Raw genomic sequence first — 26,425 nt, forward strand, 5'->3', positions numbered from 1 at the left:
AAATAAAACATACACCGGCACAGATTAGCGCTATCCTGAGAAGACATGATCGGAGGTAAGGAGATGGATCAGCGGTTAACCTTCAACGAGGACTCGGCGAATTATGAGCGCTGGAGGCCGGTCTACTGCGCAGAATTATTCCAGGACATCATCGCTTACTCACACATCGGACCAGGCAAGAAGGCGATTGAGATCGGAATCGGTATGGGGCAGGCGACCCGGCCTGTGCTGGAGACTGGCTGTGAGCTGGCGGCGGTGGAGCTGGGCAGGAATCTGGCGGAGTACACACAGCAGAAATTCCTGGAGTACACAGGGTTCAAGGTGCATCATACATCGTTTGAGGATTTTGCAGCCCGCGCGGGGAGTAGCGATCTTATCTATTCAGGCACCGCCTTTCACAGGATTCCAGAGCAGACCGGCTATCCGAAAGTCTTGCAATTATTGAAGACCGGAGGGGCCATAGCGTTATTCTGGAACCGGCCGTTTGCCGCACGGACAGACGATGAATTACATCAGCAGCTCCAGCAGATATACCGGAAGTTCAGGCCCGGAAGTTCCCCGTTGATTGAGCACGATACGGCAAGGTACAATGTGGTCTCGCAGCGTCTGCATACCTACGGATTCAGAGAGATTGAGCTGAAGCTGTATCATCTGACGAGAGCCTTCTCCTCAGCGGATTATATCGGCTTCCTCAATACCTATTCGGATCACAGAGGAATGCCCGCTGCGGCGAGGTTGCTGTTAGAGGAAGAGATCAGAGCGGCGATCCTGAACAGCGGGGATGTGCTGACGGTTTATGACACGATAGACCTGCATTTGGCCAGAAAATAACACAGCAAACAGCGGCAGCCGGGGACAGAGATGTCCCGGCTGCCGCTATTTGCTGTGCTCACACAATACAATCTTATTTAGTCCATGCTGATCAGGTCACGGAATACGCCGGGAAAAGAATCAGGGACCGCAATCGCACCCACGGTCTTCTCATAGAAAGGGACGGCGTCCGCCACCCAGCCTATAATGGCATAGCCATAACCGCTCTGGTGCATGGCCGACAGGCATTCCAGCAGCAGAGCCTTCCCGATGCCCAGCCCCCGGTAATCCTCCAGCACCCCGGTCGGCCCGAAAAAGTTCTTCACCACGACATCATGGCAGGCGAAGCCGATGACCTCGCCCTGCTTCACCGCAATATAGCAGTGGACGGGCAGATGGGCGAAGGCCGTCTCGCACTCATTCCGCCAGCTGGCTGTGAAATGGCGGCCGACAAAATCCACAATCGCCTGCTTATCTCCGGTCATCGCCCGTTTGATGGCGATCCCTTCACCCCGCAGACGCTCCAGCAGCGCTCCGTTGTCCGGCAAATCGTATAGCTTCACAAGCATATCAGGCATCAAGGTTCCCCCGCTTTCTGTTCTATGATCTCAAGATCGGTTATCATGGCTTGCAAATTGGCCTCGAATAATTCAGGCCGGTAGAACCGGGAGCGGATGAACAGCTCCGCCATCTGCGGCACCAGCAGCTCGGCAAGCACGCTCTGCATTCTTAGCTTGGCCCGCTGGAGATCGCCATAGCCGCTCCGGTATTTGTCCCGGAGGAAGGTCATCACTTCCTCGCTGCCCGGCGACATCGCTCCCCGGAAGAGGAAGGTATGCAGCGGCGAGCGGCGCTGTGCCGGAAGCTCATACTGGATCATGGCATCGATCAGCTCAGCGGTCAAGCGGTTCTTCTTGACCTCGGGCAGAAGCTGCGGAATCAATGCGTAATAGTCAGTGACTGCATAATCCGCCCATTCTTCCCCGCTCAGCCGGTCCGCAGGCAGGCCGTGGAACTGGTGCAGGAACCGTGTCAGGAACGTCGCGGTCTCCGCTCCGGCGTTCCAGCTCTGCTCCGCAGCGAAGACAGCCGGATAACGTGAGGTCTCGAACAATCCGTAGGGGCTGCCTAACGAGAACGGGCACCCCCAGTTCGTATGAATAATACCCTCCAGTTGCTCGGTACGGGCGAGCTGAATCCAGTCCTGCACATTCTTGATCCGGTTATGGATCACCGGATAATTCTGGTCGCCGTTATCGTCCCAGCAGCGGACAGAGGAAGCGCCAAGGGTCTGGATGCCCGCATCCCGCAGCTTGTGGAGAATCTGCCGGGCATCCGCCTTCATCCGGTGCCCGCCATAGATCCAGACAACCACGATCACACGCTTGTCCAGCGCCGCAATCTCCTCTGCTGTAGCCTGCATGATCATATCATGCCAGATCATCGGCTGCTTGCCGAGGCTGAGCGTCTTCTCCGCCAATTGATTGACGAAGCGGATGAACGAAGCCTCGGGGGTAAGCCCGGAGCGCTTGCAGTCCGCGCATGTGCCAAGCGTCCAGACCTCGTCACAGCCGAGGTGAAGATAGCGGCTGTGCGGATGAAGAGCCGCCACCTCTTCCAGAATCCCGGCCATCATCTCGAAGGAGCCGTCGCGGTGCGGGCACAGCTCCGACACGGTCTCCGGGACCTCGCGCAGACCGATGTAGGCCGGATGCTTCAGAATGTATTCCAGATGCCCGAAGGACTGCTGCTTCGGAATCACGGTGACAAAGTGGTCATGTGCGACCTGGAGCAGCCGGCGGTGTTCTTCCTCTGTGAAGGCAAGCTCAGGATGGCGCAGGAAGGCCAGTTCCCGGAACGGCAGCTTGTCCTCATATTCGATAATCAGTGTATTGATCTTATAGTCGGCAAGCTCCGCAATATACTCCAGCAGATGCTCATACGTAGGATAGACGGTGCGCAGATCGAGATAATCGCTGCGCAGCTTCAGCTCCGCCCAGTCGGCAATCGTCACCGCAGGCACGGTACCGCCGCCGCTCCCCAGCAGCTGTTCCAGCGTCTTCAGCCCGTAGAATAGGCCAGGAGCGCTGAGTGCATACAGCTCGATCCGGTCCTTATCCGTAATCAGCACGTAACCGTCATGCTTGCCCTCAACCCGCCGGGCCAGCAGCGGATTGAGCGGAGTCCCCTCCGTGACCAGGGCGAATACACCGCTGCCGCCCTGAGCAGCATGCGCGGTTACCCCGGCGAATATCCGTTCAGCCGCCACCACTAGCCGGACATCCTCCCCGGGGCTCCGTAACTGCACTGCCCAGCCGCGAATTCCCCTGACCTGCTCCGGTCCACGGCTCTGCACCACCTGAGGGGTTGGAATCAGCTGAAAGCTCATAGCCAGCGTACCCGGCCCTTGAAGCGCTCAATGAAGCGGTTATTCCACTCGTCCCCGCCCGGGGCGTTGCCGCTGCGCCAGACCGGCACCTCGATCCCTTTTGCCCCGAGGCAGGCGGCCGTGGTCATCATCAGGGAATTCAGCAGAAAAGCGTTAGCGAAGGTAGAAGTGGAGCCCATCTTCGGCTCAATGCCGTCAATGTGAAGCGCAGCGTCACCAGGCTTGACCTTGCTGTCCAGAACATAATCGCAGAGTGCGTAGAGATTCTGTCCCGAAGGGTGGCGGGCAATATGCTTGGCTGGGGTTGCTTCGGCATGGCCCACGGAGGTCACCGCAATAGTGATCACGCCCCGGCGGCGTGCTTCCAGAGCGGCATCGACACAGGCTGTGTTGATTCCGTACGCATTGGCGATGATCAGAATATCGCCTTGTCCGAGCCGGTTGTCTTCAATGACTAATGTGCCATAGCCGGGAGTGCGTTCAACCGCCATGGAGCGCAGGGCGCCATTCGAGATCATCGTACCTTCATCTAAAATGGCGCTGATATGCATCAGTCCGCCGGCACGGAAGAAGACCTCGGTGGCATTCATATTGGAGTGTCCTCCCGGTCCGTAGAGATAGATCAGCCTGTCCTCTGCAATATGCTCCGCGAGCAGCTCCGCCACCTCCAGCAGCTTGTCCTGCGGCTCACTCCGTATCTCATTCAGCAGTTCGACAATAGTATCCATATAAGCGGACATAATATCTGACTTCACGTTCATCACTATCCCTCCTAAAAGTTTTGTAAGCATAAGCCCCCTGGGTCTCTTCGCCAAACTGGCATCGGAAGCATTTACTTAAGATGTAAGCCTAAGCTTCTGCTTGCCTAGAAGATAACAAACCGGACTGCCTCAGTAAATCAACTATTTTGCGCAAATCGGGACCGTTTTTGACTGATTTGGCCAACCGGATGTCATAGAGGTGCATCAGATGTAATTCTGTGAATAAGGTCTGATCCCGGAGGTTCAGTACAATGAAACTGCACCGGCCGGTCGAGTTTGCTCCTAACGGACCTAAGAGACCCTATTCCCTGGAAAACGCTACTTTTTGCGGGTTAACGGACTGAGTGGAGCTTATCCTCTCTCTATAAGATGTTTAAAGTAGAAATTCCAAGAATAAGGCCCATGGGGTCCGTTTCCTTTCCCAAGTGGAGACTATCCTCCGCAATAAGCGCGCCTCAGTCCGTGATGCCGGGCCAAACACTCTAATGGACAGCTCCCGTCTTCGGCAGGTAAAAATTTTTCCGAACGGGTCAGGATCGTGGCTTATGCCTATTGCCTTACCTTTCTATAATGAGAGATAAGATCACGCAAGAGGGGGGACAGAGCCATTGAAGACGTCAGTTACCTTACCGCAGTCCCGTGAGAAACCAACCGCAGGCAGCAGAAAAAGAAAACGGCTGGAGGCCGGGATGGGATACCTGTTCACCGGTCCGATGCTGCTGGGTGTGCTAGTATTTACGCTAATTCCAATGATATTCTCCTTTGTGCTCAGCTTCACCAAATGGTCGTTCGTCACCGGGTTCGACAAGATCCGGTTCAATGGCTTCGATAACTTCCGCCAGCTGTTCCAGGATGAGGTGTTCCTGAAGTCGCTGGGCAATAACTTCATTATGCTGCTGGCCGTACCGGCCGGAATGGGGATCGCGCTGATCCTGGCGGTAATTATCACGAGTCATGTGTACGCGCCGGGGGCTTTTAAAGTCATCTACTTCATGCCCCAGATTTCCAGTGTCGTCGCGGTAGCGGTCGTGTGGCAGGTGCTCTTCCATCCTTCGTATGGTCCGGTTAACGGCTTCCTGTCAGCGCTCGGCGTGGACCATCCGCCCAAATGGCTGGCCGATCCGTCGTATGCGCTTCCTTCGGTCATGCTGCTGATGATCTGGATCGATCTCGGGGTCTCGCTGATTATCTATATCGCCGGAATCAAGAATATTCCTGCCGATCTGTATGAAGCGGCGACGATTGACGGCGCCTCGAAGCTGGCCCAGTTCCGCTCGATCACCTTTCCGCTGCTGACGCCGACGACCTTTTTCCTACTGGTGACCGGGATTATCGGCAATTTCAAATCCTTCGCCCTGGTCAAGGTGCTGACGGACGGCGGACCGGCCCATTCCACCTCTGTTGTCGTATATGACATGTACCAGACGGCTTTCGTCGATCTTCAGACCGGGTATGCTTCATCCATGGTTATGATTCTGTTCGTCATCGTGCTGGCCATTACCGGCTTGCAGTGGCTGGGGCAGCGCTATTGGGTCAATTACTAGAGAAGGGAGGCACACACCTGTGAGAATAGGCAATCTGGATTGGGGAAAAGCCATCATCACCCTGATCATGGCGCTGCTGGGGATCGTGTTTTTGCTTCCTTTTATATGGATGCTGTCCGCTTCGCTCAAGCCTGAGGCCGATGTATTCAAGTATCCGATTGAATGGATTCCGCAGACCTGGAGGGCGGCCTTCAACTATCATTCCGTCTGGTTCGGCAAAGCCAACTTCACGCTCTATTACTGGAACTCGATCAAGGTCACGGCGCTCACCACGCTCCTGTCTGTGGGGGTGTCGAGCATGGCCGCTTACGGCTTCACCAAAATCCGCTTCCCCGGCAGAAATGCACTGTTCGTCCTTGTGCTGGCAACCTATATGATTCCTGCGGAAGCCACACTGGTGCCGCTGTTCATCATCTTCCGGTCGACCGGCCTATACGATACGCATCTGGGCCTGATCCTGCTGGGCGGGTTCAGCGTGCTGGGCACCTTCCTGCTCCGCCAGTTCTTCGCTTCGCTCTCGAACGAATATATCGAATCGGCACAGATTGACGGTGCGGGCCATCTGCGCATCTTCACCTTCATTCTGTTCCCGCTGGTCCGGCCCGCGATTGCCACGTATGCGATTCTGCGGTTTATCTGGACCTGGAATGATTTTCAGACGCCGCTGGTCTTCCTGAACAGTAAGACGCTCTACACGCTACAGCTTGGTATGAACGCCTTCGCCGACCGCAACGGAGCCTTCTATTCGCTGATTATGGCGGCTTCGGTCTCGGCTATTGTCCCGCTGCTGATTGTGTTCATCCTTGGGCAGAAGCAGGTTATCGAAGGTATTTCCTTAGGGGGGGTGAAGGGGTGAGGGCGGGCAGGTTCCCGGAAACTGCATAACCGGGTGTAAACCACATTAGAAGGGGTGTTATTGATGAAAAAGAATGTGTTCGCTCTGGTATGGATCGTCGTGCTTCTGGTAGCCCTGGCGGGCTGCGGCAATTCAAACAACACCAATGGCGCAGCTCCCGCTGCTGGCAGTACGGCTGCACCGGAGGCAGGGGAGAGTGCCGCACCTTCCACAGAACCGGTAACGATTAAGGTTGCCAACTGGTCCCCTGCGGCGGATATGGAGCCTGTGCTGAAGGCCTATGAGGATTCACATCCGGGCGTCACCCTGGAATATGTCGAGCTTGCCGACAACGGGGACTCTGTGGCTGGCATGAAAAAGCTGGATCTGCTCGTGGCTTCCGGCGAGAACCTGGATGTGGTGTTCATGCCCGGAGCCACCGACTATTCACAGCGTGCCGGACTTGGCCTGCTGGCTCCGCTGAATGACCTGATCACCAAGGAAGGGATCACGCTGGCTGACGAATACACGATTGATCCATCCGTGGACGGCAAGGTGTATGCACTCCCGGATACGCTTGAGAATTATTTCGTCCTCTTGAACAAGGACAAGCTGGATGCGGCAGGGTTAGCCGTTCCGACGGAATGGAGCTGGGACGACTATCTCGATTATGCAGCCAAACTGACCAGCGGCACTGGCCCCTCCAAGACCTTCGGCACCTATTTCCATACCTGGGCCATGTACTGGGAGCTCGGAATCATCAACCAGGAGAAGGACAATAATCTGGTCAATAACGGTATCGTAAATATTGACAGCGCGGGCATCCGCAAGTCTCTGGAGCTGCGCAATAAGGCTGAGGAATCCGGAGTGGCCGTACCGTATGCCGATACGATCTCCCAGAAGCTCGCATACCGCTCAGAATTCTTCACCGGACATGCCGCGATGATCGTGACCGGCAACTGGATGATCGGTGAAGCCGGCGGGTCGGAGGAGTTCCCGGCTACGTTCACCACCGCGTTCGCGCCGATGCCTTCGAACAGTGCAGGAGAACCGAGCGGGGTCAGTATTGCTAACGGCAACTACGTTGGAATTCTGGAAAAGTCGAAGCATCAGCAGGAAGCGTATGATTTCATCCGCTGGTACTCCACGGAGGGCGAGCAGATGCAGAATGTATATTCTGCCTGGAAGAATCAGGATGTGGACAAGTTCATTGCAGGCGTCAAAACCAAGGCCATGAGCCCGGACAACATTGACGAAACCTCACTGGCCTATGTGATCAAGAATGCGAAGCCTGCTCCCTTAAGTGTGCCGCCGACCTATCAGGGCGAGCTGGAGACAGCCTTTACCAAAGAAACGGAGCTGTTCATTCTGAAGCAGCAGGACCTGGAGACTACAATCAGCAAAGCGCAGGCGGAGCTGCAGAAGATTGTGGACGCCAATAAGTAAAAATTGGCAGGGCTAAACGGCCGGATTTTACCTGAAATCCTGCGGTGAAATCAGCTGCTGGAGGCGGAAAGCTGATATGATAGAAGCATAGACACGATAGTCTGATTGTGAAGGGGGATTGCCATTGCTGCCAAGAGGATGGAGACTCGGTTTTCGCAATAAGCTGCTCGTCGCTTCTCTGCTCTGTCTGCTGCTTCCCGCCTCTATTACCCTGTATATTTCCAATTCCTACACAGAGCATATCCTCCGTTCCCAGGTGATTCAGAATGAACGCCGTTCACTGGAGCAGGAGAGCCTGTACATCTCGAACCTCTTCAGCAATATGGTGCTGGTGGCGAATTATATCCAGTTCGATCCCGGCATTACACTCATTCTCAAAGAAAACTGGCAGCGCAGCAAGCTGCACCAGCCTGATACAGCCAGACATATCCTGGACTTCAAAGAGGTGACCGACAAACTGGTCAGCGTGACCTCCATGATGGAAAAAACGTTCGTGACCGTCCTCACCTCGGACGGGCAATACTACTCCAATTATTCCTACGCTAAGCTCGATGTCGGGGCACTGCTCCAGCAGCCCTGGATGGATACCGCCCGCAAGCAGCCTGCCTTCGAGCTGTACTGGGCAGGCGTGATTGATAATTATATTCCGACCGCAGCAGCCGGCAGCCCGCAGGTGCTTACGATTGCCCGCAATCTCAAGCTGTCCTCCAGTTCAACCTACGCTACGGTGATCATTAGTATCGCTGAGAGCCGGATCAGCCAGATCTTGAGTGATAGCGGGAAGGGACAGCAGACCCTGCTGATTGCGCCGGACGGAACGGTGATTGCCGCCCGGGACAAGTCCCTGCTGGGCCGGCCGTTCTCACTTATGGATGCCGTGAAGCCCGCCGCCGCTTCCAGCTTCATCGATTACCGGGGGGAGCAGTATCTGCTCAGCAGTCTGGAGATCCCTTACGGCAATTACCGGATTGTCAGCCTGGCGCCTTACCGTGAGGCGGTCAGCCGGATCAGTGCGACCCACCGCTGGAGTACGGCGGTGCAGGTGGTTTCGGGTGCTTTTTTCCTGCTGATCCTGGTGCTGCTGGTCAGGCAGTTCACGAAGCCGGTCATCCGGCTCGATCAGGTGGCGGCGCGGGTGGACCGGGGGGAGCTGGGCCTCCGTTCGGGAGTCCGGGGATATGATGAGATCGGGCGGCTGGGCAAATCCTTCGACCATATGCTGGACCGGGTAGAGCGGATGGTTGTCCAGATCAAGGAAGAGCAGGCACAGAAGCGCAAGGCGGAGCTGGCGATGCTGCAATCGCAGATTAATCCCCACTTCCTGTTCAATATCCTGAACTCGATCCGTCTGCGCATTATGATGCGGGGAGATGAGGAGAATGCGGAGCTGCTCTTCTCGCTCTCCCGGCTGCTCCGTATGACGATTCAACAGCGGGATGAATATACTACGCTGCATGATGAGCTGCATATTGTCAGGAGCTATGTGGAGCTGCTGAATTTCCGCCAGTCCGAGGAGGTGGCGCTGGATACAGACTGTACCTCCGAGAGCCTCAGCGTCCGTATCCCCCGCTTCCTGCTGCAGCCGGTCATTGAGAATGCCTACATTCATGGGCTGCGTCAGGCAGGCGGGCGTATTCTGATCCGAACGTGGACACAGGATCACCGGCTGTTCATTGAGATCGAAGACAACGGGCAGGGGATGGATGAGGTCACTCTGAACCGCCTGCGCGCCGAACTAAGCTCCAAGCCGCCGGGCAAGGAAGCAATGCCGCCTGGCAGGCTGGCCCATATCGGAATGTCCAATGTCTATGAGCGTCTGTATCTGACTTACGGTTCAGCCTTCCAGATTACAATGGACAGCAGGGCCGGCGGGGGGACAACCTTCCGGTTCGTGCTGCCCGGGCAGATTCCGGATCAAGCTTAAGGAAAGGGAGCGTGGTAGTGATGTATAGCGTAATGCTGGTGGATGATGATCAGCCGGTACTGGATTTTCTGTCGGCAATGATTCCCTGGGACGAGCTTGGATTCACGCTGCATTCGGCCTGCAAGAACGGTCTGGTTGCTCTGGAGAAGGCCGGGGCGGACATGCCGGATATTGTGATTACCGACATTGGCATGCCGTATATGGATGGTCTGGAGCTGATCCGCGAGCTCAAGCTGCGATGCGGGGAGGTGCGCGTGGTGGTGCTGTCCTGCATGGATGACTTCACCTATGCGCAGCAGGCGGTCAAGCTGATGGTGAGCGACTATATTCTGAAGGAGACGATGAATAGAGAGCTGATCACGAATCTGCTCCGGGAATTAGGCGTGGAGCTGCGCCGCAGGGATGAAGAGAAGGCCCAGACGCTGAAATGGAAAAGCATGGCTGAGCATCAAAAGGGGCTGCTGAAGCAACGGGTACTGGAACGGATCATTGCCCGGGAGCTGTCAGGCAGCGAGTGGCAGAGTGACGCTGCCGAGCTGGGCATTCAGCCTGAGCTCACAGCCCATGTCGCTGTGCTCTGCCGGATCAGCGGAGACAGCGGGGAGGCTCCAGGGGAGGAGCTTGCGCGGATGTCCCTGGTGGCATCGGCGGCTGAGTCGGTGTATCAGGACAATAATGCCGCCCTATGTCTGCCCTACAGCGGCCGTGATTGTGTACTGGTTTTCACCGGCGGTATGGGGAACGGGGCAGAGGCCGGACACATTTCTATGCTTGGCAGGCTACGCTCAGCTATTCAAGCCGTGCCGGGGGTGAGGGCGTCCTTTCAATACCTGTGTATCCCTCGGGGCAGCGGGCATTTTCGCGAGGGGCTGATAGGGCTGCTAACCCAAGGCCGGGAGCATGCCTTCTACCTGAAGCCGGGTGAGCTGGCCGGACTGAAGGAGCTTCCGCCGTTCACCGGGGAGGACCTGTTCACCCGTTACGCCGAGGCTGCGCATGAGATCCGTGAAGCCTTCCTGGAGGAATCAGCGGACAGGCTTGCGGAGCTGCTGACCAAATGGATGGACCACATCCGTCTGAAGCGTTATGCCCCGCGTCAGGTGAAAGAATGGATGCTCAAGCTGCTCTATGACAATCAGATGCGGCTGATGGCCCGCCAGCAGTTCCAGTCCACTTTTTCGCTGGAGCTGCTGCATGATACCCTGGCAGATATTGACGATATCGGCACGCTGGAGAGCTGGTCCCTGGCCTTCTTCTACGAACGGCTTCCTTATATCCGCGAGATGTACCAGGAGACCCGCCGGGAGGAGATTAAGAAGGTAAAGCAATATGTAGACCGCCATCTGAGCCGGAAGATCACCCTGGAGGAGGTGGCGGAATATACGCATTTGAATTCGAGTTATTTCAGCCGTCTGTTCAAGAAGGAGACCGGAATGAGCTTCATCCACTACGTCACCCATATCAAAATGGAGCAGGCCAAGGAATGGCTGGACCAGTCTCCGCAAAGTGTGGAGCAGGTTGCCGAGCGGTTAGGATATGAGAATAAAAGTTATTTCACGAAGCTGTTCAAGCTGCATACTGGAGCTACGCCCGGAGAATTCCGGGGAGAGGAAGGCAGCCGTTCCGCACAACCCCCTGAAGCAAGGAGGCACTACCCATGCTGACGATCAAACCGATTCATACGCTAACGATCAAACCGATTCACACAACCCTCTGAAGCAAGGAGGCATTACCCATGCTGACGATCAAACCGATTCATATGCTGACGATCAAACCGATTCACACAACCCCCTGAAGCAAGGAGGCATTACCCATGCTGACGATCAAACCGATTCATACCGAGCTGTCGGGTGCTATGCTTGTCCGGGTATACAAAAACCGTGCACAGCTTGGAGCTGCTGCCGGACGTGAGGCAGCGGGGGCCATCCGGGCGCTGCTGGCCTCCAAAGCGCAGGTGCGGATTGTCTTCGCCGCCGCCCCCTCGCAGAATGAATTCCTTGCTGAGCTTGCCGCTGCGAAGGAGTTGGACTGGAGCCGGATTACCGCGTTCCATATGGATGAATATACCGGCCTGCCAGAAGACTCGCCGCAGAGCTTCGGCGCCTTCCTACGTATGGCGCTGTTCGACAAGGTACGGCCGGGAACAGTTCATTATCTGAATCCTGCCGCTGGTAGCGAAGCGGAATGCAGGCGTTATGGACAGCTGCTGGCAGAAGCACCTATCGATATAGTCTGTCTTGGCATCGGGGAGAACGGTCACCTGGCGTTTAATGATCCGCCGGTAGCCGATTTCGCTGATCCGCTTCCTGTGAAGCTGGTGGTTCTGGATGATATCTGCCGGAGGCAGCAGGTGAATGACGGGTGTTTTGCCAGTCTGGAGGAAGTGCCGCAGCAGGCCTTGACGCTGACGATTCCGGTGCTGCTGTCCGCGCAATGGCTGTTCTGCATGGTACCGGGCGCTTCCAAGCGCGGTGCGGTGACCCGTACGCTGCATGAAACCATCTCTACGGCCTGTCCGTCCACCATCCTGCGGGAGCATGGAGATTGCCGGATGTTTGTGGACACGGACTCTTTCGGGGCGGTCTTCTCATGAAGCTGGAGGCGCTGCATTACCGGACGGGCGAGCCGGTCCGGCTTACGGTGGAGGAGGGCTTAATTGCTGTTATCGAACCGCTGGAGACGCGGCTGACGCTGGAGGAACAGGCAGAGCTGCCGCTGGTGGCTCCGGGGCTTGTCGATCTGCAGATCAACGGCTATGGCGGACATGATTTCAATCATCCGGCGCTGACGGCAGAGGATGTCAAGAAGGCAGTCCGCGCGGTATGGCGGGAGGGGGTGACCGCCTGTTACCCTACGGTGATTACCGGCGCGCCGTATACCATCCTGGGAGCAATGCGGGCCCTTGCCCGGGCCTGTGACGAGGACGCAGCCAGCGCGGCAACCATCAAGGGCATCCATCTGGAGGGCCCGTTCCTCTCGCCGGAGGACGGTCCGCGCGGGGCGCATGCCCTGGAGCATATCCGGCCGCCGGACACGGCCCTGCTGGATCAGTGGCAGGCGGCCTCCGGCGGGCGCATCGCCATCGTGACGCTGTCCCCCGAGTGGGAGGGGAGCGCGGAGTTCATCCGCCACTGTGTACGGCAGGGGATCACCGTCTCCATCGGGCATACGTCAGCGGATGCCGCGCAGATTGCCGGGGCGGTAGCCGCCGGAGCGCGGCTGTCCACGCATCTGGGCAATGGCGCGCATGCTATGCTGCCGCGCCATCCGAACTACCTGTGGACCCAGCTCGCGGCAGATGAGCTGTGGTGCACATTGATCGCCGACGGCTTCCACCTCCCGGAGGAGGTGCTGAAGGTGGCGATGAAGGTCAAGGGCCAGCGGGCACTGCTGGTCAGCGATGCCGTTGCCCTGGCCGGGCTGGCGCCCGGCAGCTACGACACGCCGGTCGGCGGCCGTGTCGTGCTGACCCCGGCGGGCCGGCTGCATCTCGCCGGCGAGCCCGGGCTGCTGGCGGGCTCGGCGCAGATGCTGCTGCGCCACATCGCGCGCCTCAGCGCCGCGGGCCTGGCCGCGCTGCCGGACGCCTGGGACATGGCGTCCGTGCGCCCGGCAGGCTTCATGGCCCTGCCGGCGGCGGCGGGCCTGGCGGCCGGGGCACCGGCCGATCTGGCGCTGATCCGCCGCACCGGGCCGGGCAGTGCCGGGCTTACGCTGGCGGCGCTGTGCCAGGCCGGCGGCTGGGTGTACCGCCGGGACTGAGCGGCGCGGCGGTAAGGTGTGCACAGGCCCCCAGGTTATGGGGGCCTGTTATGATATGTAAGTGAATCGCTCAAATTGAGCGATTACGGAGGGCTAGAGCGGCAGGGGCTGGGCAAGGCAAGGACAGGGCAAGGACACGGACATGGCTGTTGCGCCAGCGTCTGCACCACGCCAGTAACATTAATAGTAAATGTATTCGGTTTTCCGCATACATTCGTATTAGCATCTGCGCGATGCACGCACTAGCGTCAACGTCTGCGCCAGCACCTGGACCACAAGCTGCATCACATCAGCATCAACATATGTGTACTGAATTAGCCTTATCGTCTGCATCAGCACCAGCCTCACCTTCAACCTCAGCCCCAGCCGCAGGGAACAGTTGGATTTTGGGCACTTGTTCAGGGGCGGAAGGGGGCATAGCGAGTCCGTAGTTGGATAAACGACACTTAATATGCTGGCATCAGAGCCATAGAGGGAGTTCGCACGAACATAAATGTCATAAATCCAACTAAGTTCCGCAAACACTCCAAAGGACCTAGAATAAGATACGTTTTTCCAACCATTATGCATTATGTAATCTCCATCATGTAATACCCATCATGCAGAGCAACCCCCAGTTACTTTCAATGCACCCATCACACATCCCCACACCTACCGCTTGCGCAAACCATTCAGGATCTACATGCCCCAACTGTATGGACAATTTGTCCGAAATCAACCTCACCAACAGAACTAATAATCCACCACAACTACACTCCAACAGAACTAATAATCCAGCAGACGCCCGCCGTCATGCCATTGGCCGTACATTTTGTTCACTCTGGTATTCTCTATGAATTTGTCTAATCTGCGTTCGAACAGCTCCGGCTGGCGGATGTAGCTCTGAATGGTGTCGATCCGCACCCGCTGATACAGCGCCGGGAAAGCCAGGAAATGGCGGTACACCTGCTCGTCCGCCTTCAATCTCTGCTCAATCACGGGATCGATCCGAAAAGCTTCTACATCCATATCCGGCAGGCACCGCCGTCCCTCGGCGCGCATCAGTCCCAGCTTCTCCAGGCGGCGGACGCGCTCCTTATTCAGCTCGGTCCATGAGCTGCGCTTGCTGCGCGGGGATAATCTCTGCGCCAGCTTCGAGTCAGCCCCCGCCTTTTTCACCCCGTCAATCCAGCCGAAGCACAGCGCTTCTTCCACGGCGTCCAGATACAGTATCGTCCCCGGGAGCGGCTTGAGACTGACTTCTATCCAGCAAGAACCCTCTGTGGTGCTGTTCGCCATTAGCCAATCTCTTAATTCTTCTCTTGAAGTAGCTTCAAGCCTATTTTCAATGCTCACTGTTACTCTTCAGTCCCTTCTTGCGTATGCCTTCTGCGCTCTTGCTGGTACAAATCCTGCATATTATACAACTTCTCCCTCATTAAACTAATCCTAATCTGAAAATATTGCACAAAAGGCAGCATTTCCTCTTCTCTAAGGGGTTGGGCGGCGATATTCCTGCATTTTGTGCAACAATCTTTAGAATTACCCTTTTATCGGTATATCAATGTTGCAATTTGTACAACAACCGGGCCTGTCGCTGCAGTCCCACCAGTCGCTGCAGTCCCACCAGTCGCTGCTGTCCCATCAGTGGTTGCTGTCCCATCAGTGGTTGCTGTCACATCAGTCGCTGTTGTCCCACCAGTCGCTGCTGTCCCACCAACCGTTGCTGTCCCACCTTGTCTCTCTGACCCCAACCGGCCGAATCGTCCCGTACAAATAAGCCGTGTTCCTATCCAATAGTCCCAATAGTCCTATTAGTCCTGTCATTCCTTAAATTCTGCACATTTGTTAACAGTATCGCAACAGATTCTTTACGCTGCGCATACATAACTTAGGAGGACAATTAATATCCGGCTTTTACAATTAGAGAGTATTAGCAGAATATACCTATTGCAAAATCAGGCTGGATATGAAGGGATGATACTTTTGAAGGGGAAGCCGCTGCACTTTTCGATGAAATGGAAGCTGATCTTGAGTTTCTCGGCGATTACACTTATTTTTCTGGGTGTGGCCCTGTACCAGGGACATAAAATCAAGCAGGTCGAGCAATCCATGGAACGGCAGAAGAGCGAAATGGAGAATAGAATTACGGTCTCAACCATCACCCAGCAGCTGCAGGAGCTGAACCGTGCGGAGACTTCCTTGGCGGAATCCAGTGACCTGGAGCAGGCCGAACCGTTGCGGGAAAAGCAGCAGCAGCTGTCTGCGGAGCTGGGCAAGGTGAATTTTGAACAGGGTACGCCTGCTTCTGCCAGTTATAAGCTGCTGTCTGCACAAGCAAAGGAATATGGCGCTCTAACGAAAGAACTGGTAACGACGATGTCGGACGAGACCCTTGATCCGCTGAGTGTGCTGGAGACCATAGATGGTATACATACAAAAGCGCTTGCGCTGAATCAGGACATGCTGAAGACCAACAGTGAGCTGTACACCGCTGCCGCTACCCATGCCGATCAGGCCCAGGGTGTCTCCTTCGCTCTGCTGGATGATACGGTATCCATCGTGATGTACGCTGCAATTGCAGTATCCTTGTTCATGCTGGTGCTCGCCTGGCTGCTGATCCGCTCGTTCCTGTCACCGGTGCGCAAGCTGCAGGCGGCGCTCAGACAGATCGCGGAGGGCGATCTGCGGCAGCAGATTAACTCTCCGTACAATGATGAGCTGGGACAGCTGAGCCATCATTTCGACCATATGGTCGGCAGGGTACAGGGGATGCTGCGGCAGACCTTGTCTGCGGCAGGCTCGCTTGCCGATTACGCGCAATCTTTCGAGCAGTCTTCGGCGGTTACAGCGCATACGAACCAGAATATTGTCAGAACCATACAGGAGATTTCGCTTGGGGCAGACCAGCAGGCCAGCCAGTCGGAGCAGAGCACACAGCTCCTGGAGGAGCTGGCCTGCGGGGTTCAGGAGATTACTGACTATACGGATGTCATGTTGACGACAAGTGAAGCCGCTAACCGGAATAGACAGCAGGGCTCGGATACCGTTACAGCGCTGCGCCAGAGCTCCCGGCATTCCCGGGCGTCCATCAGCAAGGTCTACGGGGCGCTGGACAAGCTGGTGAACCAGTCCAAGGATATCTCGCGCATTACCCATTCGATCACCGAAATCTCGAAGCAGACGAATATTCTCTCACTGAACGCCGCGATTGAAGCGGCCAGGGCCGGAGCAGCAGGCAAAGGCTTCGCCGTGATTGCCGATGAGGTGCGGCAGTTGTCTGTGCAGACGAATGACTCCTCGGTGCATATCAGCAGGATTATTCAGGAGCTGCAGGCCGGTATGGAGGATTTTCAGGGGCATATGATGGAGACCCGGGACAGCCTGGAGCAGCAGGACCATCAGGTGGAGCAGACCCTGGCTTCCTTCGCCGCTATCGACGAATCGATTACAGGCATCAGCACACAGATCGGGCAAATTCACAATAAGGTGGAACAGACCCGTACCCTCAATTCGCGGCTTGCCGAATCTGTACATTCGGTTGCGGCAGTAGCCGAGCAGACGGCGGCCGGAGTTCAGGAGGTTAACGCTTCCAGCACCCAGCAGGATCAGGCTATTGGGGACATTGCAAGGCAGGCCGGGGAGATTAATGAAATCTCGCAGCGGCTGTTCCGGGAGATCAATGTGTTCAAAATACCGGAGGCTGCTGAGGACGGAATTACACGGGAAGCAGCATCTGAGCATGAATCAGCAGCAGATTCCGGTTCAAATTCAAGTTCAGCATATGCAGATACAACGGTTCGCGGAAGGGTACAGGCATCGAAAGCGAAGGCGGAAGTGCCGGGGCAGTTGATGCTCGAAGAGAAGCTGGAAGCGGAGACAGCCGGGAGAATCCAGTCCAAGCCACAGCGGGAGATGCATGCGAACCTGACTGAACAGCCGGAAAAAAAGGCAGAAGCCGGAATTCACCGGCCCCTGCCTGCGGGAATACCGGTGCAGGATAAGCCTGCACCCGGCCTGAGTACGCTTGTGAACGAACCGGAGAAAGAGATCTCCAAAGAACTGGAGGAGGAGCTACTGGTCCTGGCGAAGTGAACGGGTCAGCGAAGAGACCAGCTCCGGGAACCACTCTGATAAGGACAGGAAGCTGAAGCCCGCGCTGCGGGCTTTTGCCGTATCCATGAACCAGGATGCACCGATGCCAAAAGGCGATTGGTCGCCTTCCGCCGCTTCACTCTGGACGATAGCGGTCCTTCCGGTGATCTGCTCGATGATGGAGATGACGCCGCCAATGGTGAGGGTGCCGTCCGAGCAGGCGTTCACCGGCCCCGTAACGGCTGAGCCTTCCCGGCCCAGCCAATGCAGGAAAGCAGCCGCTTCGTCCGAACGGATGAACGAGATCTCCGCCTGCGGATTAGGGATGCCAACCGGCCTTCCCGCCAGAACATGCTCGATGTGAAAATGCAGCCGGCGCGTATAATCATCCGTGCCCAGCACAATCGGAAAACGCACCGCAGCCACCGGGAAATCCGCTGTCTGAAGCAGAACCGCTTCGGCTTGCCTTTTGCCTTCCTGGTAACTGACTTCCGTCTTTCCGCCAGACTTCAGCGGATAATGCCAAGGATCGAAGTCCGTTTCAGCCAGCGCCTCCGGCTGCGGATCGTACACGGATAAGCTGGAAGTCAGGATATACCGCTTGGCCCGCCCCGCCCAGATCCGTACAGCTGCCGCCGCCTCATCCGGCGTGTAGCAAATGTTATCATAGATGATATCCCATACAGTATCCCCGACAGCCTGCTCAAGAGCCGCTTCATCCGTCCGGTCCACAGCCAGCCGGGTGACACGCTCGCCGAAGGTATCCTCAGTTAGACCCCGGGTGAGAATGGTGACTTCACTGTCCTGGTCCTGGAGCAGCAGCTCCACCAGTCTTTTGCCGAAAAATCTCGTCCCTCCAAGCACAAGCACCTTCTTCATGGGATCATCCTCCTAAGGTATAGTCAGAGCAGAGCCACTGCTCCTTACATCCGTATTATGCAGCCATCCGAAGTCCGCCATATGCAGGCACTCCATGGGTATAGGCGTATCTGGTGTTGTCTGTAAACATGGAATACACGGACTGAACAGTAAATGTACTTACAGCAGCAGTTACCTCTCCAGCATTCTCCTGGCGCAGCAGCTCCAGCAATACTGGAATCTGCCCTTGCTCATAGGCCTCAGCCAGCGCCCGCAGATAACCCCGGTAATCGGCATCCTGCGGAAGCGCGGGACCTTCATGCTGGATCAGCTCCTCCCGGACCTTGCTCAAGGCTTGACGTGCACGGTGCAGCGCTGCTTTGACTGCTCCTTCCGTGGTTGCCAAGAGTCCGGCGGACTCGGCGGCTGAATACCCCAGCACATCGCGGAGGACCCAGGCGGTCCGCTGCGGCGGCGAGAGATGGGCGAGCAGCGCCTGAAAGGTCAGTTCCGTCCCGGTCAGCTCCTCTAGGACTGCCGCTGCAAAAGCTGGATCGGTTGACACTCCAGACCGTTCCATGGCCCGGATGAGCGATCCCCGGCGGCGGGAAGCGTCAATCCAGGTATTCTTGGCAATCCGCAGCAGCAGGGCTTCGGGATTGGGGCTGATGGTGAATTTGCGGTAGCCGAGCGCTTTGGCCCAGGTCTCCTGCGCCAGATCGTCGGCGTCGAAGCGGGAGCGTGTGAGCGACAGGCAGTAGCGCTGCAGCGTTGCTCCCAGCTCCTGAAGATGTCTTGTATCCATAGCTATCGTATCCGGTGTCCGGTGATGTTCAAGAATCGTCATAGTAGCCCTCTCCTTCAATGGGTTGCGTTGCTTCTATTATATAAACGAACGGCACAATGTAAAAGATACGCACCCCGCTATTTCCGCACCTCTTCCGCTTTCCGTATCTTTTCGCGCAGGCAACCCGTTTACAGGGTATCCACACTAAAACAGATCAGAGGAGGCATACCAGAATGAGTGTAATACCCTATGTGATAGAACAGACGGCCAGAGGAGAGCGTTCCTATGATATCTATTCCCGGCTGCTGAAGGACCGGATTGTATTCGTGGGTGCGGCAATTGATGACGGGCTGGCTAATAGCATTATTGCGCAGTTGCTGTTCCTCGCGGCCGATGAGCCGGAGAAGGATATTCAGATGTTCATCAACAGCCCGGGAGGTTCAACTACCGCAGGCTTCGGTATTTATGATACGATGCAGGTAATTAAACCTCAAGTCAACACGATCTGCACCGGTTTTGCTGCTTCGTTCGCCTCACTGCTGCTGCTTGCGGGAGCCACTGGCAAAAGATCAGCCCTGCCGAACAGCGAGATTATGATCCATCAGCCGCATGGCGGGGCGCAGGGGCAGGCCAGCGATATTGCGATCAGCGCCAGACGTATTCTTCAGATCCGTGAGAAGATTGTCGGGATCACCGCTGAGCGGACCGGCCAGCCGAAGGAGAAGGTGGAGAAGGATATGGACCGGGATTACTTCATGTCGGCTGAGGAGGCACTGGAATACGGAATTATTGACACTATCATCACCCATTTGTAAGACGAAGGAGAGGAAGAGCATGCTGGAAGCGCTGAAGGGACAGGAAGTTCATATTCATTTTTTGGATGGTACAAGTGTTAGAGGAGGCGTATTGGAGGAGCTGGATGAACGGTTCGTGAAATACAGTACGGAGTATCAGACCCTCTACATTCCCATTACCTCGATCCGGGCAGTAGAGCTGCAGACCAAGGAGCGCGAGCGTCCGCGCGTCGGCTTCGGGCAATAATCGGAAGCTGCAAGTAAAAGCGAACAAAACCCCGTCATCTCTGCTCAGAACGAGCGGAGACGACGGGGTTTTTGCGCTGAAACGGTACCATCTTTTAAAGGATGGCACAGCCGTTTCGTTTCCACTTATGAAAATAAGTTCAAGCCGCCTTGTGGGCGCAAGCTGCGTTTATACGGATAACGAGAAGGCAGGCTCCAGGCGGTGTACTCCCTTCGGGGAGTAGCCCAGAGCGGAGCTTAACCCGCACAGATCGGCCAGCAGATAAACGATGCTCAGCCACATCTCCGTGCCCTGCAGGCCGGTCTCCTGCTGGCGCGACAGCTGGAAGGCAAAGCCGCGTCCGGGAACCCAGAAGGGCAGTACTTCGCCGAGCAGCTTCTCTGCCCAGGCGCGAATCTCCGCCTGCCGGTAATCACTCTGCTTCAGGCAGAGCCAGAGCGGGTGGACGACATCCAGCACGTTGCAGGCATTCAGCGCATCCAGGCGGAAGAAGCGGCGGTCCCGGCTGTGAGCCAGCACGGTATCGATGCTCTGCTCCGGGTAAGGCAGGGGCAGGCCGAACTGGGCATAGGTAGCGCGGGTAAGCCGGTAAAAGCCGTTCACCGGCTGCAGCCAGCCCTCCTCCGCAGTCGGCAGACCCCACAGCCCGGAGTCCCGGCGGCAATGCGTCGCCAGCCAGCCGAACAGATCATCCGGGCGCTTGCCGGAGCCGAAGGACTTCAGATTGTGATACAGCCCGGTAGCGTAGCAATCAATCCAGTCGCCGCCGCCCCAGGCATTGTCCGCCCAGGGCAGACTATCAAGCTGCTGATACAGTGTGGCGGTATCCATATTCTCGGCCACGGCAACGGGATAAGGCAGAGCAGAACCTAACACCTCAAGCGCGTAGCCTACAGCGAGAAGATGATAACGCGAGAGATGATCGGCCAACAGCTCCGGCTGATCCTCCGGCCCGGGCGGCGACCACGGGTCGGGCAATAATCCGGTCCGGCTATCCTGGAACTGCTCTAATGTAGCGATCAGCTCCTCCTTCGTCCAGCCAGGCGGCAGATTGCCGAACATCGCAGCGATCTCCACGGCATCGCAGTAGGCCCGTACAGTCCGCCCCGCTCCCGGCCGGTCCCGGAACAGCTTCTCTCCCTCTAACGTTTCGGAGTAGAACGCAAGCAGGGGAGTTAGCTGCTCTTGCACCTGCTTGCTGAAATTCGCGAGCTGCTCATACAGGCTTGAAGGAGCAGGCTCCGCTCTGCCACGCGGCAGTACTCCGCTGCCCATTCCCGCTCCTTCAAGCTTAGCAGTATCTGCCTCATATTCAGCAGACGACAGTCTCTGCGCATCCGCTACATGCTCTGCATATTCGCGAGCCTGCTCTTTCATCTCCATTGCTGCATCCTCCTTATGATCTTCTGTCACTGTCTTCCCGGCCAGACGGCTGCGGATCAGCTTGGCCGGATTGCCGCCGACAATGCTGTACGCCGGTACATCGCGGGTTACGATCGCCCCCGCCGCAACAATGCTGTGCGACCCGATCCGCACTCCGTCAAGAATCACGGCATTCGCCCCGATCCACACATCATCTCCAATGACAATGCCCTTGACTGTCAGAGGCTGGCGGAAGACCGGAACATCCGTCACGGCATAGCCGTGATTGAAGCCGTATAGACTTGCATGGGAAGCAATTCGTACACCATTTCCCATGGTAATATCGCCTGACAATATACTATAGCTGTTAATAGAGCAGTCGCTGCCTGTGACCAGCCGTGTGCTGCGGACAATCGCACCTCCGGCGATGTAGCTCCGGTCGCCGAGCGTAAGCTGATCCGGCAGCACAATGGCTTGCGGCGAGACGAAGCAGGCTTCTCCGAAGGTGCAGGGATAATCGGCAGCAAGCTGCTGCTGGTGCCGGTCCTGCTGAAGCCTTTCTTGTTCGGACAGGCCAATCCAAGGCATGTAATCCAGGGCTTGTGCCGTAGTGGATAAGGTTTCAGTCATCTGGTATCTCTCCTTCATCATTCCAGCCGTTAATGTCCTAAGTGTAGCAATGAATACAGGGGAGTGGCATGGTATAATGAACAGAATTGGCATGTCAAAAACGCTTCAGAAATGACAGGCCGAGAAACGGAGGAGCTATTCATGGAGGAGATTCCGCAGAATCTGGTGATAGATATCCACTGGATTCATGACAAGACCACCTTCCCGCACTGGAGGGATATCCGTCAGAATATACATGTCCACAGCCTATACTGGATTCAGGAGGGGGAGGGAGTGTTCTGTACAGATACAGAGGAGCACCCGGTGTCGCCGGATATGCTGTTCTATCTGCGGCCGGGACTGTCCATGGAGATGAGCAGCGGAGGCGGGATGCCTCTGCGGATCACCATGATCCTGCTCTCGCTGTATACAATGTCGCCTTCAGCGGACAATCAGGGGAGGGTAGAGCCGCTTCCTGTGCTGCCTTTACCTTTCCGCCTGAAGCCGGGGAGGGAGCCGGGCAGAGCGCTGGGTCAGCTCTTCCGCCAGATTGCCGGAGATTTTGTTCCGGGCAGTCCCGGAAGCCAGCTTAAGACTAAGGCGCTGCTCTATCAGCTTTTGTACGAATTATTTCAGGCTAAGGAGAGCGGCCTTCCTGACCGGGGGCAGGGATACGAATTATTCTTACGGATGAAAGAGGAGCTGGAGCGGCGCTACAGTGAACCCTTGCAGATCCATGAGCTGGCGGTGCGCTACGGCATATCCTCCTCGTATGTACGCAGTCTTTTTCAGCAATATCTGCACAAGAGTCCCAAAGGGTATTTAAGTGAGATCCGCTATGAGCATGCGAAGAAGCAGCTGCTGTATACCAGGCTAACCCTGAAGGAGATTGCGGCCGCCTGCGGATACAGCGATGAGTTTCATTTCAGCAAAGCCTTCAAGCAGCTCAGCGGACAACCGCCGTCTGCGATGAGGTCTGGTTAATCCGCAACGCCCAGGTATGACAGAGGTATGGGAAAGGCAGGGTTACGCATAATAAACGAATGGACCGGACCGGATCGGATCAGATTAGTCAACATTGGGCGACCTTTACACTTATCAGTTAACGGCAGCGAAAAACGGGTAAGTTATTATAATGTGCCTCATTTGCACTTTTGTCCGGCTGCCTTGCTTAAATTTAAAATAAAAAGTTGAACAACACCGCCGTTGTGATATAATTATCCGGTTGGCCTGATGGACTGAAATGTGGACGCGACCCTAAGCTGGTTCTCAATTTATTAAGGTTAAAAGCGAAGGAAAACGAAGGATTTCAGTGCAATGAAGTGAATAACAGAGTATTAATGTAGAAAACTGCAGATTTTACACGGAAGATCACAGTTTTTGTCGGATTTTATTGATTTATTGAGAAAGTTTCTGTATAATCAGCGTTGTTGATTTTTCATAGGATGTAGCCTGTTCCAGAGCAGCAAGGCTAATAACTAATAACTTAAGCATAATTAGGGGGTTATTAATTTGGGAAAAGCGTTAATTATTGGCGCTGGCGGTGTAGCGAGCGTTGTTGTTCATAAATGCTGCCAGAACCCGGATGTATTCGAAGAGATTTGCATTGCCAGCCGTACGGTGTCGAAGTGCGATGCGCTCAAAGAGAAGCTGGACGGGGGCCTGACTAAGATTTCTACGGCCAAGCTGGATGCTGACAACACGGAAGAAGTCATTGAGCTGATCAAGAGCTTCCAGCCGGATGTCGTGATTAATGTGGCTCTTCCTTACCAGGATCTGACGATCATGGATGCCTGCCTGGCTACCGGAGTGCACTATGTAGATACAGCCAACTACGAACCGCAGGATACTGCGAAGTTTGAATATTCCTGGCAATGGGCGTACAAGGAAAGATTCGAGAAGGCCGGAATTACAGCGCTGCTCGGCAGCGGCTTCGACCCTGGCGTAACCGGAGTATTTACGGCCTATGCGCAGAAGCATTATTTTGACGAGATCCATACGATTGATATTGTGGATGCGAACGCGGGCGACCACGGTTATCCGTTTGCTACCAACTTCAATCCTGAGATTAATATCCGCGAGATTACTGCGAACGGACGTTACTTCGAGAATGGCGAGTGGATTGAGACCGCGCCGCTGTCTGAGAAGAAAGTATACGATCTCCCGGAGATCGGCCCGAAGGATATCTACCTTTTGTACCATGAAGAGTTAGAATCACTGGCTGTTAACATTCCTGGCGTGAAGAAGATCCGCTTCTGGATGACCTTCTCGCAGAACTATCTGACTCACCTGAAGGTGCTTGAGAATGTGGGCATGACTTCTATTGAGCCTATCAATTATGAAGGTAAAGAGATAATTCCTTTGCAGTTCCTGAAGGCTATTCTGCCTGACCCGGCTTCCCTGGGACCAAGAACCAAAGGTAAAACCAATATCGGCTGTATCATTCAAGGAACCAAAGACGGCCAGCCTAAGACCTATTATGTCTACAATGTCTGCGATCACGAAGAGTGCTATAGAGAGGTTGGCTCACAGGCCATTTCCTACACTACCGGCGTTCCTGCGATGATCGGGGCAATGATGATTATCAAAGGCATCTGGAACAAACCGGGTGTACACAATATCGAAGAGTTCGATCCAGATCCGTTCATGGATGCTCTTAACAAACACGGCCTGCCTTGGCAAGAAGATTTCTCGCCGACGCTGCTGGATTAAGGCGCATGGCCATGAAGAACAAGGACATCGATATTGATATCAGCAATCTGCCGTCGCCGGCGTACCTGGTGGATGAACGGCTGCTGACGAAGAACCTGGAGACCCTGAACTATGTGCAGGAGAAGAGCGGAGCGAAGATTCTGCTTGCGCAAAAAGGCTTCTCCATGCATGCCATGTACCCGCTGGTCGGCAAATACCTGCATGGCGTAACCTCCAGCTCCCTGTTCGAGGCCCGGCTGGGCTTCGAGGAGATGGGCAAAGAGGTCCATGTCTATGCACCGGCTTATGTCGACCGCGAGTTCGATGAGCTGCTTCGTTACAGCGATCATATGGTGTTCAACTCGTTCGACCAATGGAGCCGCTTCAAGCAGCGCGTGCAGAACGCACCGAAGCAGATTAGCTGCGGGATTCGCGTCAATCCGGAGTATTCCGAGATTGAAGTGCCGCTGTATGATCCTTGCTACAACTTCTCCCGTATGGGCGTAACCCTGCCGAACTTCCGGCCGGACGAGCTGGACGGCATTGACGGCCTGCATTTCCATACGATGTGCGAACAGAACTCGGATACGCTGGAGCGTACGCTCAAGGTGGTCGAAGAGAAGTTCGGGCAGTATCTGCACAGTATGAAGTGGCTGAATTTCGGCGGCGGGCATCATATTACCCGTCCTGACTATGATCTGGACACCCTGATCAAGTGCATTCTGCATATGAAGCAGACGTACAACGTGGAGATCTATCTGGAGCCGGGCGAGGCGATTGCCTTGAATACCGGTTATCTGGTAGCAACGGTACTCGATACGATGCATAACGGCATGGATATCGCGATTCTCGATACCTCTGCCGAATGCCATATGCCGGATGTGCTGGCGATGCCGTATCGTCCGGGGATTATCGGGGCCGGAGAACCGGGCGAATTCGCCCACACCTACCGGCTGGGCGGCATGACCTGTCTGGCGGGGGATGTCATCGGCGATTATTCCTTCCCGGAGCCGCTGAAATACGGCGATAAGCTGATCTTCACCGACATGGCGCATTACTCCATGGTGAAGAACCACATGTTCAACGGCGTGAACCTCCCGGCCATTGCTTCTTATAATGAAGAAGAAGGCCTCAAGGTGATCCGCGAGTTCGAATACAGTGACTTTAGCGGCCGGTTGTCTTAATCGGGTAGATGATAATAATAGAAGCGCCCCTTCAGCTTTGGCTGAGGGGGCGCTTTTTGGGTGGGGGATGGAAGGGGCGGCTTGCTAGCGGACAGTCTGCGATATTGCCAATTGTCGCTCCGCTCCCCGCCGCTGGAAAAGCTGCAAAAAATGAAACATTACTGCCCCCGATCCGTCCATCTGCCTGAAATCCTGCACAAAATGCAACAATAGGCTGTCTGACCCGACAAACCGCGGGAAATCCTGCAAAAAGTACAACAATTCGCATCTTTGCTCCTTACTCAGCCAGAAATCCTGCATAATGTGCAACATTTGGATGCTATCTCGACCCCTGGTTTCCCTCTATCC

At 55.8% G+C, this 26,425-nt stretch carries 23 protein-coding genes; 14 read left to right on the top strand and 9 right to left on the bottom strand.

From position 1 onward, the window contains the following. Nucleotides 1–63 precede the first annotated feature (63 nt). Nucleotides 64–831: a methyltransferase domain-containing protein gene (locus NST04_RS33310; RefSeq protein WP_341188022.1), complete on the top strand. Its 768-nt coding sequence runs from the start codon at nt 64–66 to the stop codon at nt 829–831. A gap of 77 nt (nt 832–908) precedes the next feature. On the opposite strand, the gene NST04_RS33315 is transcribed toward NST04_RS33310, so the two are convergent. Genes NST04_RS33315 through NST04_RS33325 form a run of 3 tightly spaced genes read right to left on the bottom strand, consistent with a single transcriptional unit; the run spans nt 909 to nt 3,960 of the window. Then, nucleotides 909–1,388: a GNAT family N-acetyltransferase gene (locus NST04_RS33315; protein ID WP_341188023.1), complete on the bottom strand. Its 480-nt coding sequence runs from the start codon at nt 1,386–1,388 to the stop codon at nt 909–911. Further along, a complete protein-coding gene (locus NST04_RS33320; RefSeq protein ID WP_341188024.1) occupies nt 1,388–3,199 on the bottom strand; it encodes a family 20 glycosylhydrolase in 1,812 nt (603 codons plus the stop codon). Before NST04_RS33320 ends, NST04_RS33315 begins: the two co-directional genes overlap by 1 nt. Then, on the bottom strand, nt 3,196–3,960 hold the full coding sequence (locus tag NST04_RS33325) for an SIS domain-containing protein (RefSeq protein ID WP_341188025.1): 765 nt from the start codon (nt 3,958–3,960) through the stop codon (nt 3,196–3,198). Before NST04_RS33325 ends, NST04_RS33320 begins: the two co-directional genes overlap by 4 nt. 608 nt (nt 3,961–4,568) lie before the next feature. On the opposite strand from NST04_RS33325, the gene NST04_RS33330 reads away from it, so the two are divergent. From NST04_RS33330 to NST04_RS33360, 7 genes are all read left to right on the top strand, one after another. Continuing rightward, on the top strand, nt 4,569–5,504 hold the full coding sequence (locus tag NST04_RS33330) for a carbohydrate ABC transporter permease (protein WP_341188026.1): 936 nt from the start codon (nt 4,569–4,571) through the stop codon (nt 5,502–5,504). A gap of 67 nt (nt 5,505–5,571) precedes the next feature. Continuing rightward, nucleotides 5,572–6,360, top strand: coding sequence for a carbohydrate ABC transporter permease (locus NST04_RS33335; protein WP_341188134.1), 789 nt, complete (start codon nt 5,572–5,574; stop codon nt 6,358–6,360). Between the two features lie 63 nt (nt 6,361–6,423). After that, nucleotides 6,424–7,785, top strand: a complete 1,362-nt coding sequence (locus tag NST04_RS33340; RefSeq protein WP_341188027.1) for an ABC transporter substrate-binding protein — start codon at nt 6,424–6,426, stop codon at nt 7,783–7,785. A 124-nt stretch (nt 7,786–7,909) separates the two neighbouring features. Further along, the gene (locus NST04_RS33345) at nt 7,910–9,709 is read left to right on the top strand and encodes a cache domain-containing sensor histidine kinase (protein WP_341188028.1); all 1,800 of its coding nucleotides are present in this window, start codon (nt 7,910–7,912) and stop codon (nt 9,707–9,709) included. A gap of 20 nt (nt 9,710–9,729) precedes the next feature. Beyond that, the gene (locus NST04_RS33350; protein ID WP_341188029.1) at nt 9,730–11,373 is read left to right on the top strand and encodes a response regulator transcription factor; all 1,644 of its coding nucleotides are present in this window, start codon (nt 9,730–9,732) and stop codon (nt 11,371–11,373) included. 149 nt (nt 11,374–11,522) lie between these two features. Further along, complete coding sequence (locus tag NST04_RS33355; protein ID WP_341188030.1) at nt 11,523–12,302, top strand: glucosamine-6-phosphate deaminase; 780 nt, start codon at nt 11,523–11,525, stop codon at nt 12,300–12,302. Further along, nucleotides 12,299–13,471, top strand: a complete 1,173-nt coding sequence (locus NST04_RS33360) for an N-acetylglucosamine-6-phosphate deacetylase (protein ID WP_341188031.1) — start codon at nt 12,299–12,301, stop codon at nt 13,469–13,471. Before NST04_RS33355 ends, NST04_RS33360 begins: the two co-directional genes overlap by 4 nt. Before the next feature lie 219 nt (nt 13,472–13,690). On the opposite strand, the gene NST04_RS33365 is transcribed toward NST04_RS33360, so the two are convergent. The 3 genes from NST04_RS33365 to NST04_RS33375 all read right to left on the bottom strand — a co-directional run bounded on the left by NST04_RS33365 (nt 13,691) and on the right by NST04_RS33375 (nt 15,256). Further along, nucleotides 13,691–13,825, bottom strand: coding sequence for a hypothetical protein (locus NST04_RS33365; RefSeq protein WP_341188032.1), 135 nt, complete (start codon nt 13,823–13,825; stop codon nt 13,691–13,693). 411 nt (nt 13,826–14,236) lie between these two features. Then, on the bottom strand, nt 14,237–14,806 hold the full coding sequence (locus tag NST04_RS33370; RefSeq protein WP_341188033.1) for a YdeI/OmpD-associated family protein: 570 nt from the start codon (nt 14,804–14,806) through the stop codon (nt 14,237–14,239). A gap of 324 nt (nt 14,807–15,130) precedes the next feature. Further along, a complete protein-coding gene (locus NST04_RS33375; RefSeq protein WP_341188034.1) occupies nt 15,131–15,256 on the bottom strand; it encodes a hypothetical protein in 126 nt (41 codons plus the stop codon). A gap of 207 nt (nt 15,257–15,463) precedes the next feature. On the opposite strand from NST04_RS33375, the gene NST04_RS33380 reads away from it, so the two are divergent. Next, nucleotides 15,464–17,545, top strand: a complete 2,082-nt coding sequence (locus NST04_RS33380; RefSeq protein WP_341188035.1) for a methyl-accepting chemotaxis protein — start codon at nt 15,464–15,466, stop codon at nt 17,543–17,545. Here the strand turns inward: NST04_RS33380 and NST04_RS33385 are convergent. Both NST04_RS33385 and NST04_RS33390 read right to left on the bottom strand, forming a co-directional pair. Further along, nucleotides 17,525–18,424: an NAD-dependent epimerase/dehydratase family protein gene (locus tag NST04_RS33385; RefSeq protein WP_341188036.1), complete on the bottom strand. Its 900-nt coding sequence runs from the start codon at nt 18,422–18,424 to the stop codon at nt 17,525–17,527. The two genes, NST04_RS33380 and NST04_RS33385, sit on opposite strands and share 21 nt — an antisense overlap. Nucleotides 18,425–18,479: 55 nt before the next feature. Next, a complete protein-coding gene (locus NST04_RS33390; RefSeq protein ID WP_341188037.1) occupies nt 18,480–19,250 on the bottom strand; it encodes an RNA polymerase sigma factor in 771 nt (256 codons plus the stop codon). 137 nt (nt 19,251–19,387) lie between these two features. Between NST04_RS33390 and NST04_RS33395 the strand changes: the two genes are divergently transcribed. After that, nucleotides 19,388–20,005 (top strand): ATP-dependent Clp protease proteolytic subunit, encoded by a 618-nt coding sequence (locus tag NST04_RS33395; RefSeq protein ID WP_341188135.1) that lies wholly within the window; start codon nt 19,388–19,390, stop codon nt 20,003–20,005. Between the two features lie 19 nt (nt 20,006–20,024). Further along, a complete protein-coding gene (locus tag NST04_RS33400; protein WP_036702456.1) occupies nt 20,025–20,231 on the top strand; it encodes a hypothetical protein in 207 nt (68 codons plus the stop codon). 168 nt (nt 20,232–20,399) lie between these two features. On the opposite strand, the gene NST04_RS33405 is transcribed toward NST04_RS33400, so the two are convergent. Continuing rightward, a complete protein-coding gene (locus NST04_RS33405; RefSeq protein ID WP_341188038.1) occupies nt 20,400–22,223 on the bottom strand; it encodes an acyltransferase in 1,824 nt (607 codons plus the stop codon). 111 nt (nt 22,224–22,334) lie between these two features. On the opposite strand from NST04_RS33405, the gene NST04_RS33410 reads away from it, so the two are divergent. The 3 genes from NST04_RS33410 to nspC all read left to right on the top strand — a co-directional run bounded on the left by NST04_RS33410 (nt 22,335) and on the right by nspC (nt 26,077). After that, nucleotides 22,335–23,186: an AraC family transcriptional regulator gene (locus tag NST04_RS33410; protein ID WP_341188039.1), complete on the top strand. Its 852-nt coding sequence runs from the start codon at nt 22,335–22,337 to the stop codon at nt 23,184–23,186. A 528-nt stretch (nt 23,187–23,714) separates the two neighbouring features. After that, nucleotides 23,715–24,914 (top strand): saccharopine dehydrogenase family protein, encoded by a 1,200-nt coding sequence (locus NST04_RS33415; RefSeq protein ID WP_036702452.1) that lies wholly within the window; start codon nt 23,715–23,717, stop codon nt 24,912–24,914. 26 nt (nt 24,915–24,940) lie between these two features. After that, the gene (gene nspC, locus NST04_RS33420) at nt 24,941–26,077 is read left to right on the top strand and encodes a carboxynorspermidine decarboxylase (RefSeq protein WP_341188136.1); all 1,137 of its coding nucleotides are present in this window, start codon (nt 24,941–24,943) and stop codon (nt 26,075–26,077) included. Nucleotides 26,078–26,425: the final 348 nt, after the last annotated feature.

Source organism: Paenibacillus sp. FSL H7-0756 (assembly GCF_038006765.1).
Taxonomy (GTDB): domain Bacteria; phylum Bacillota; class Bacilli; order Paenibacillales; family Paenibacillaceae; genus Paenibacillus_AQ.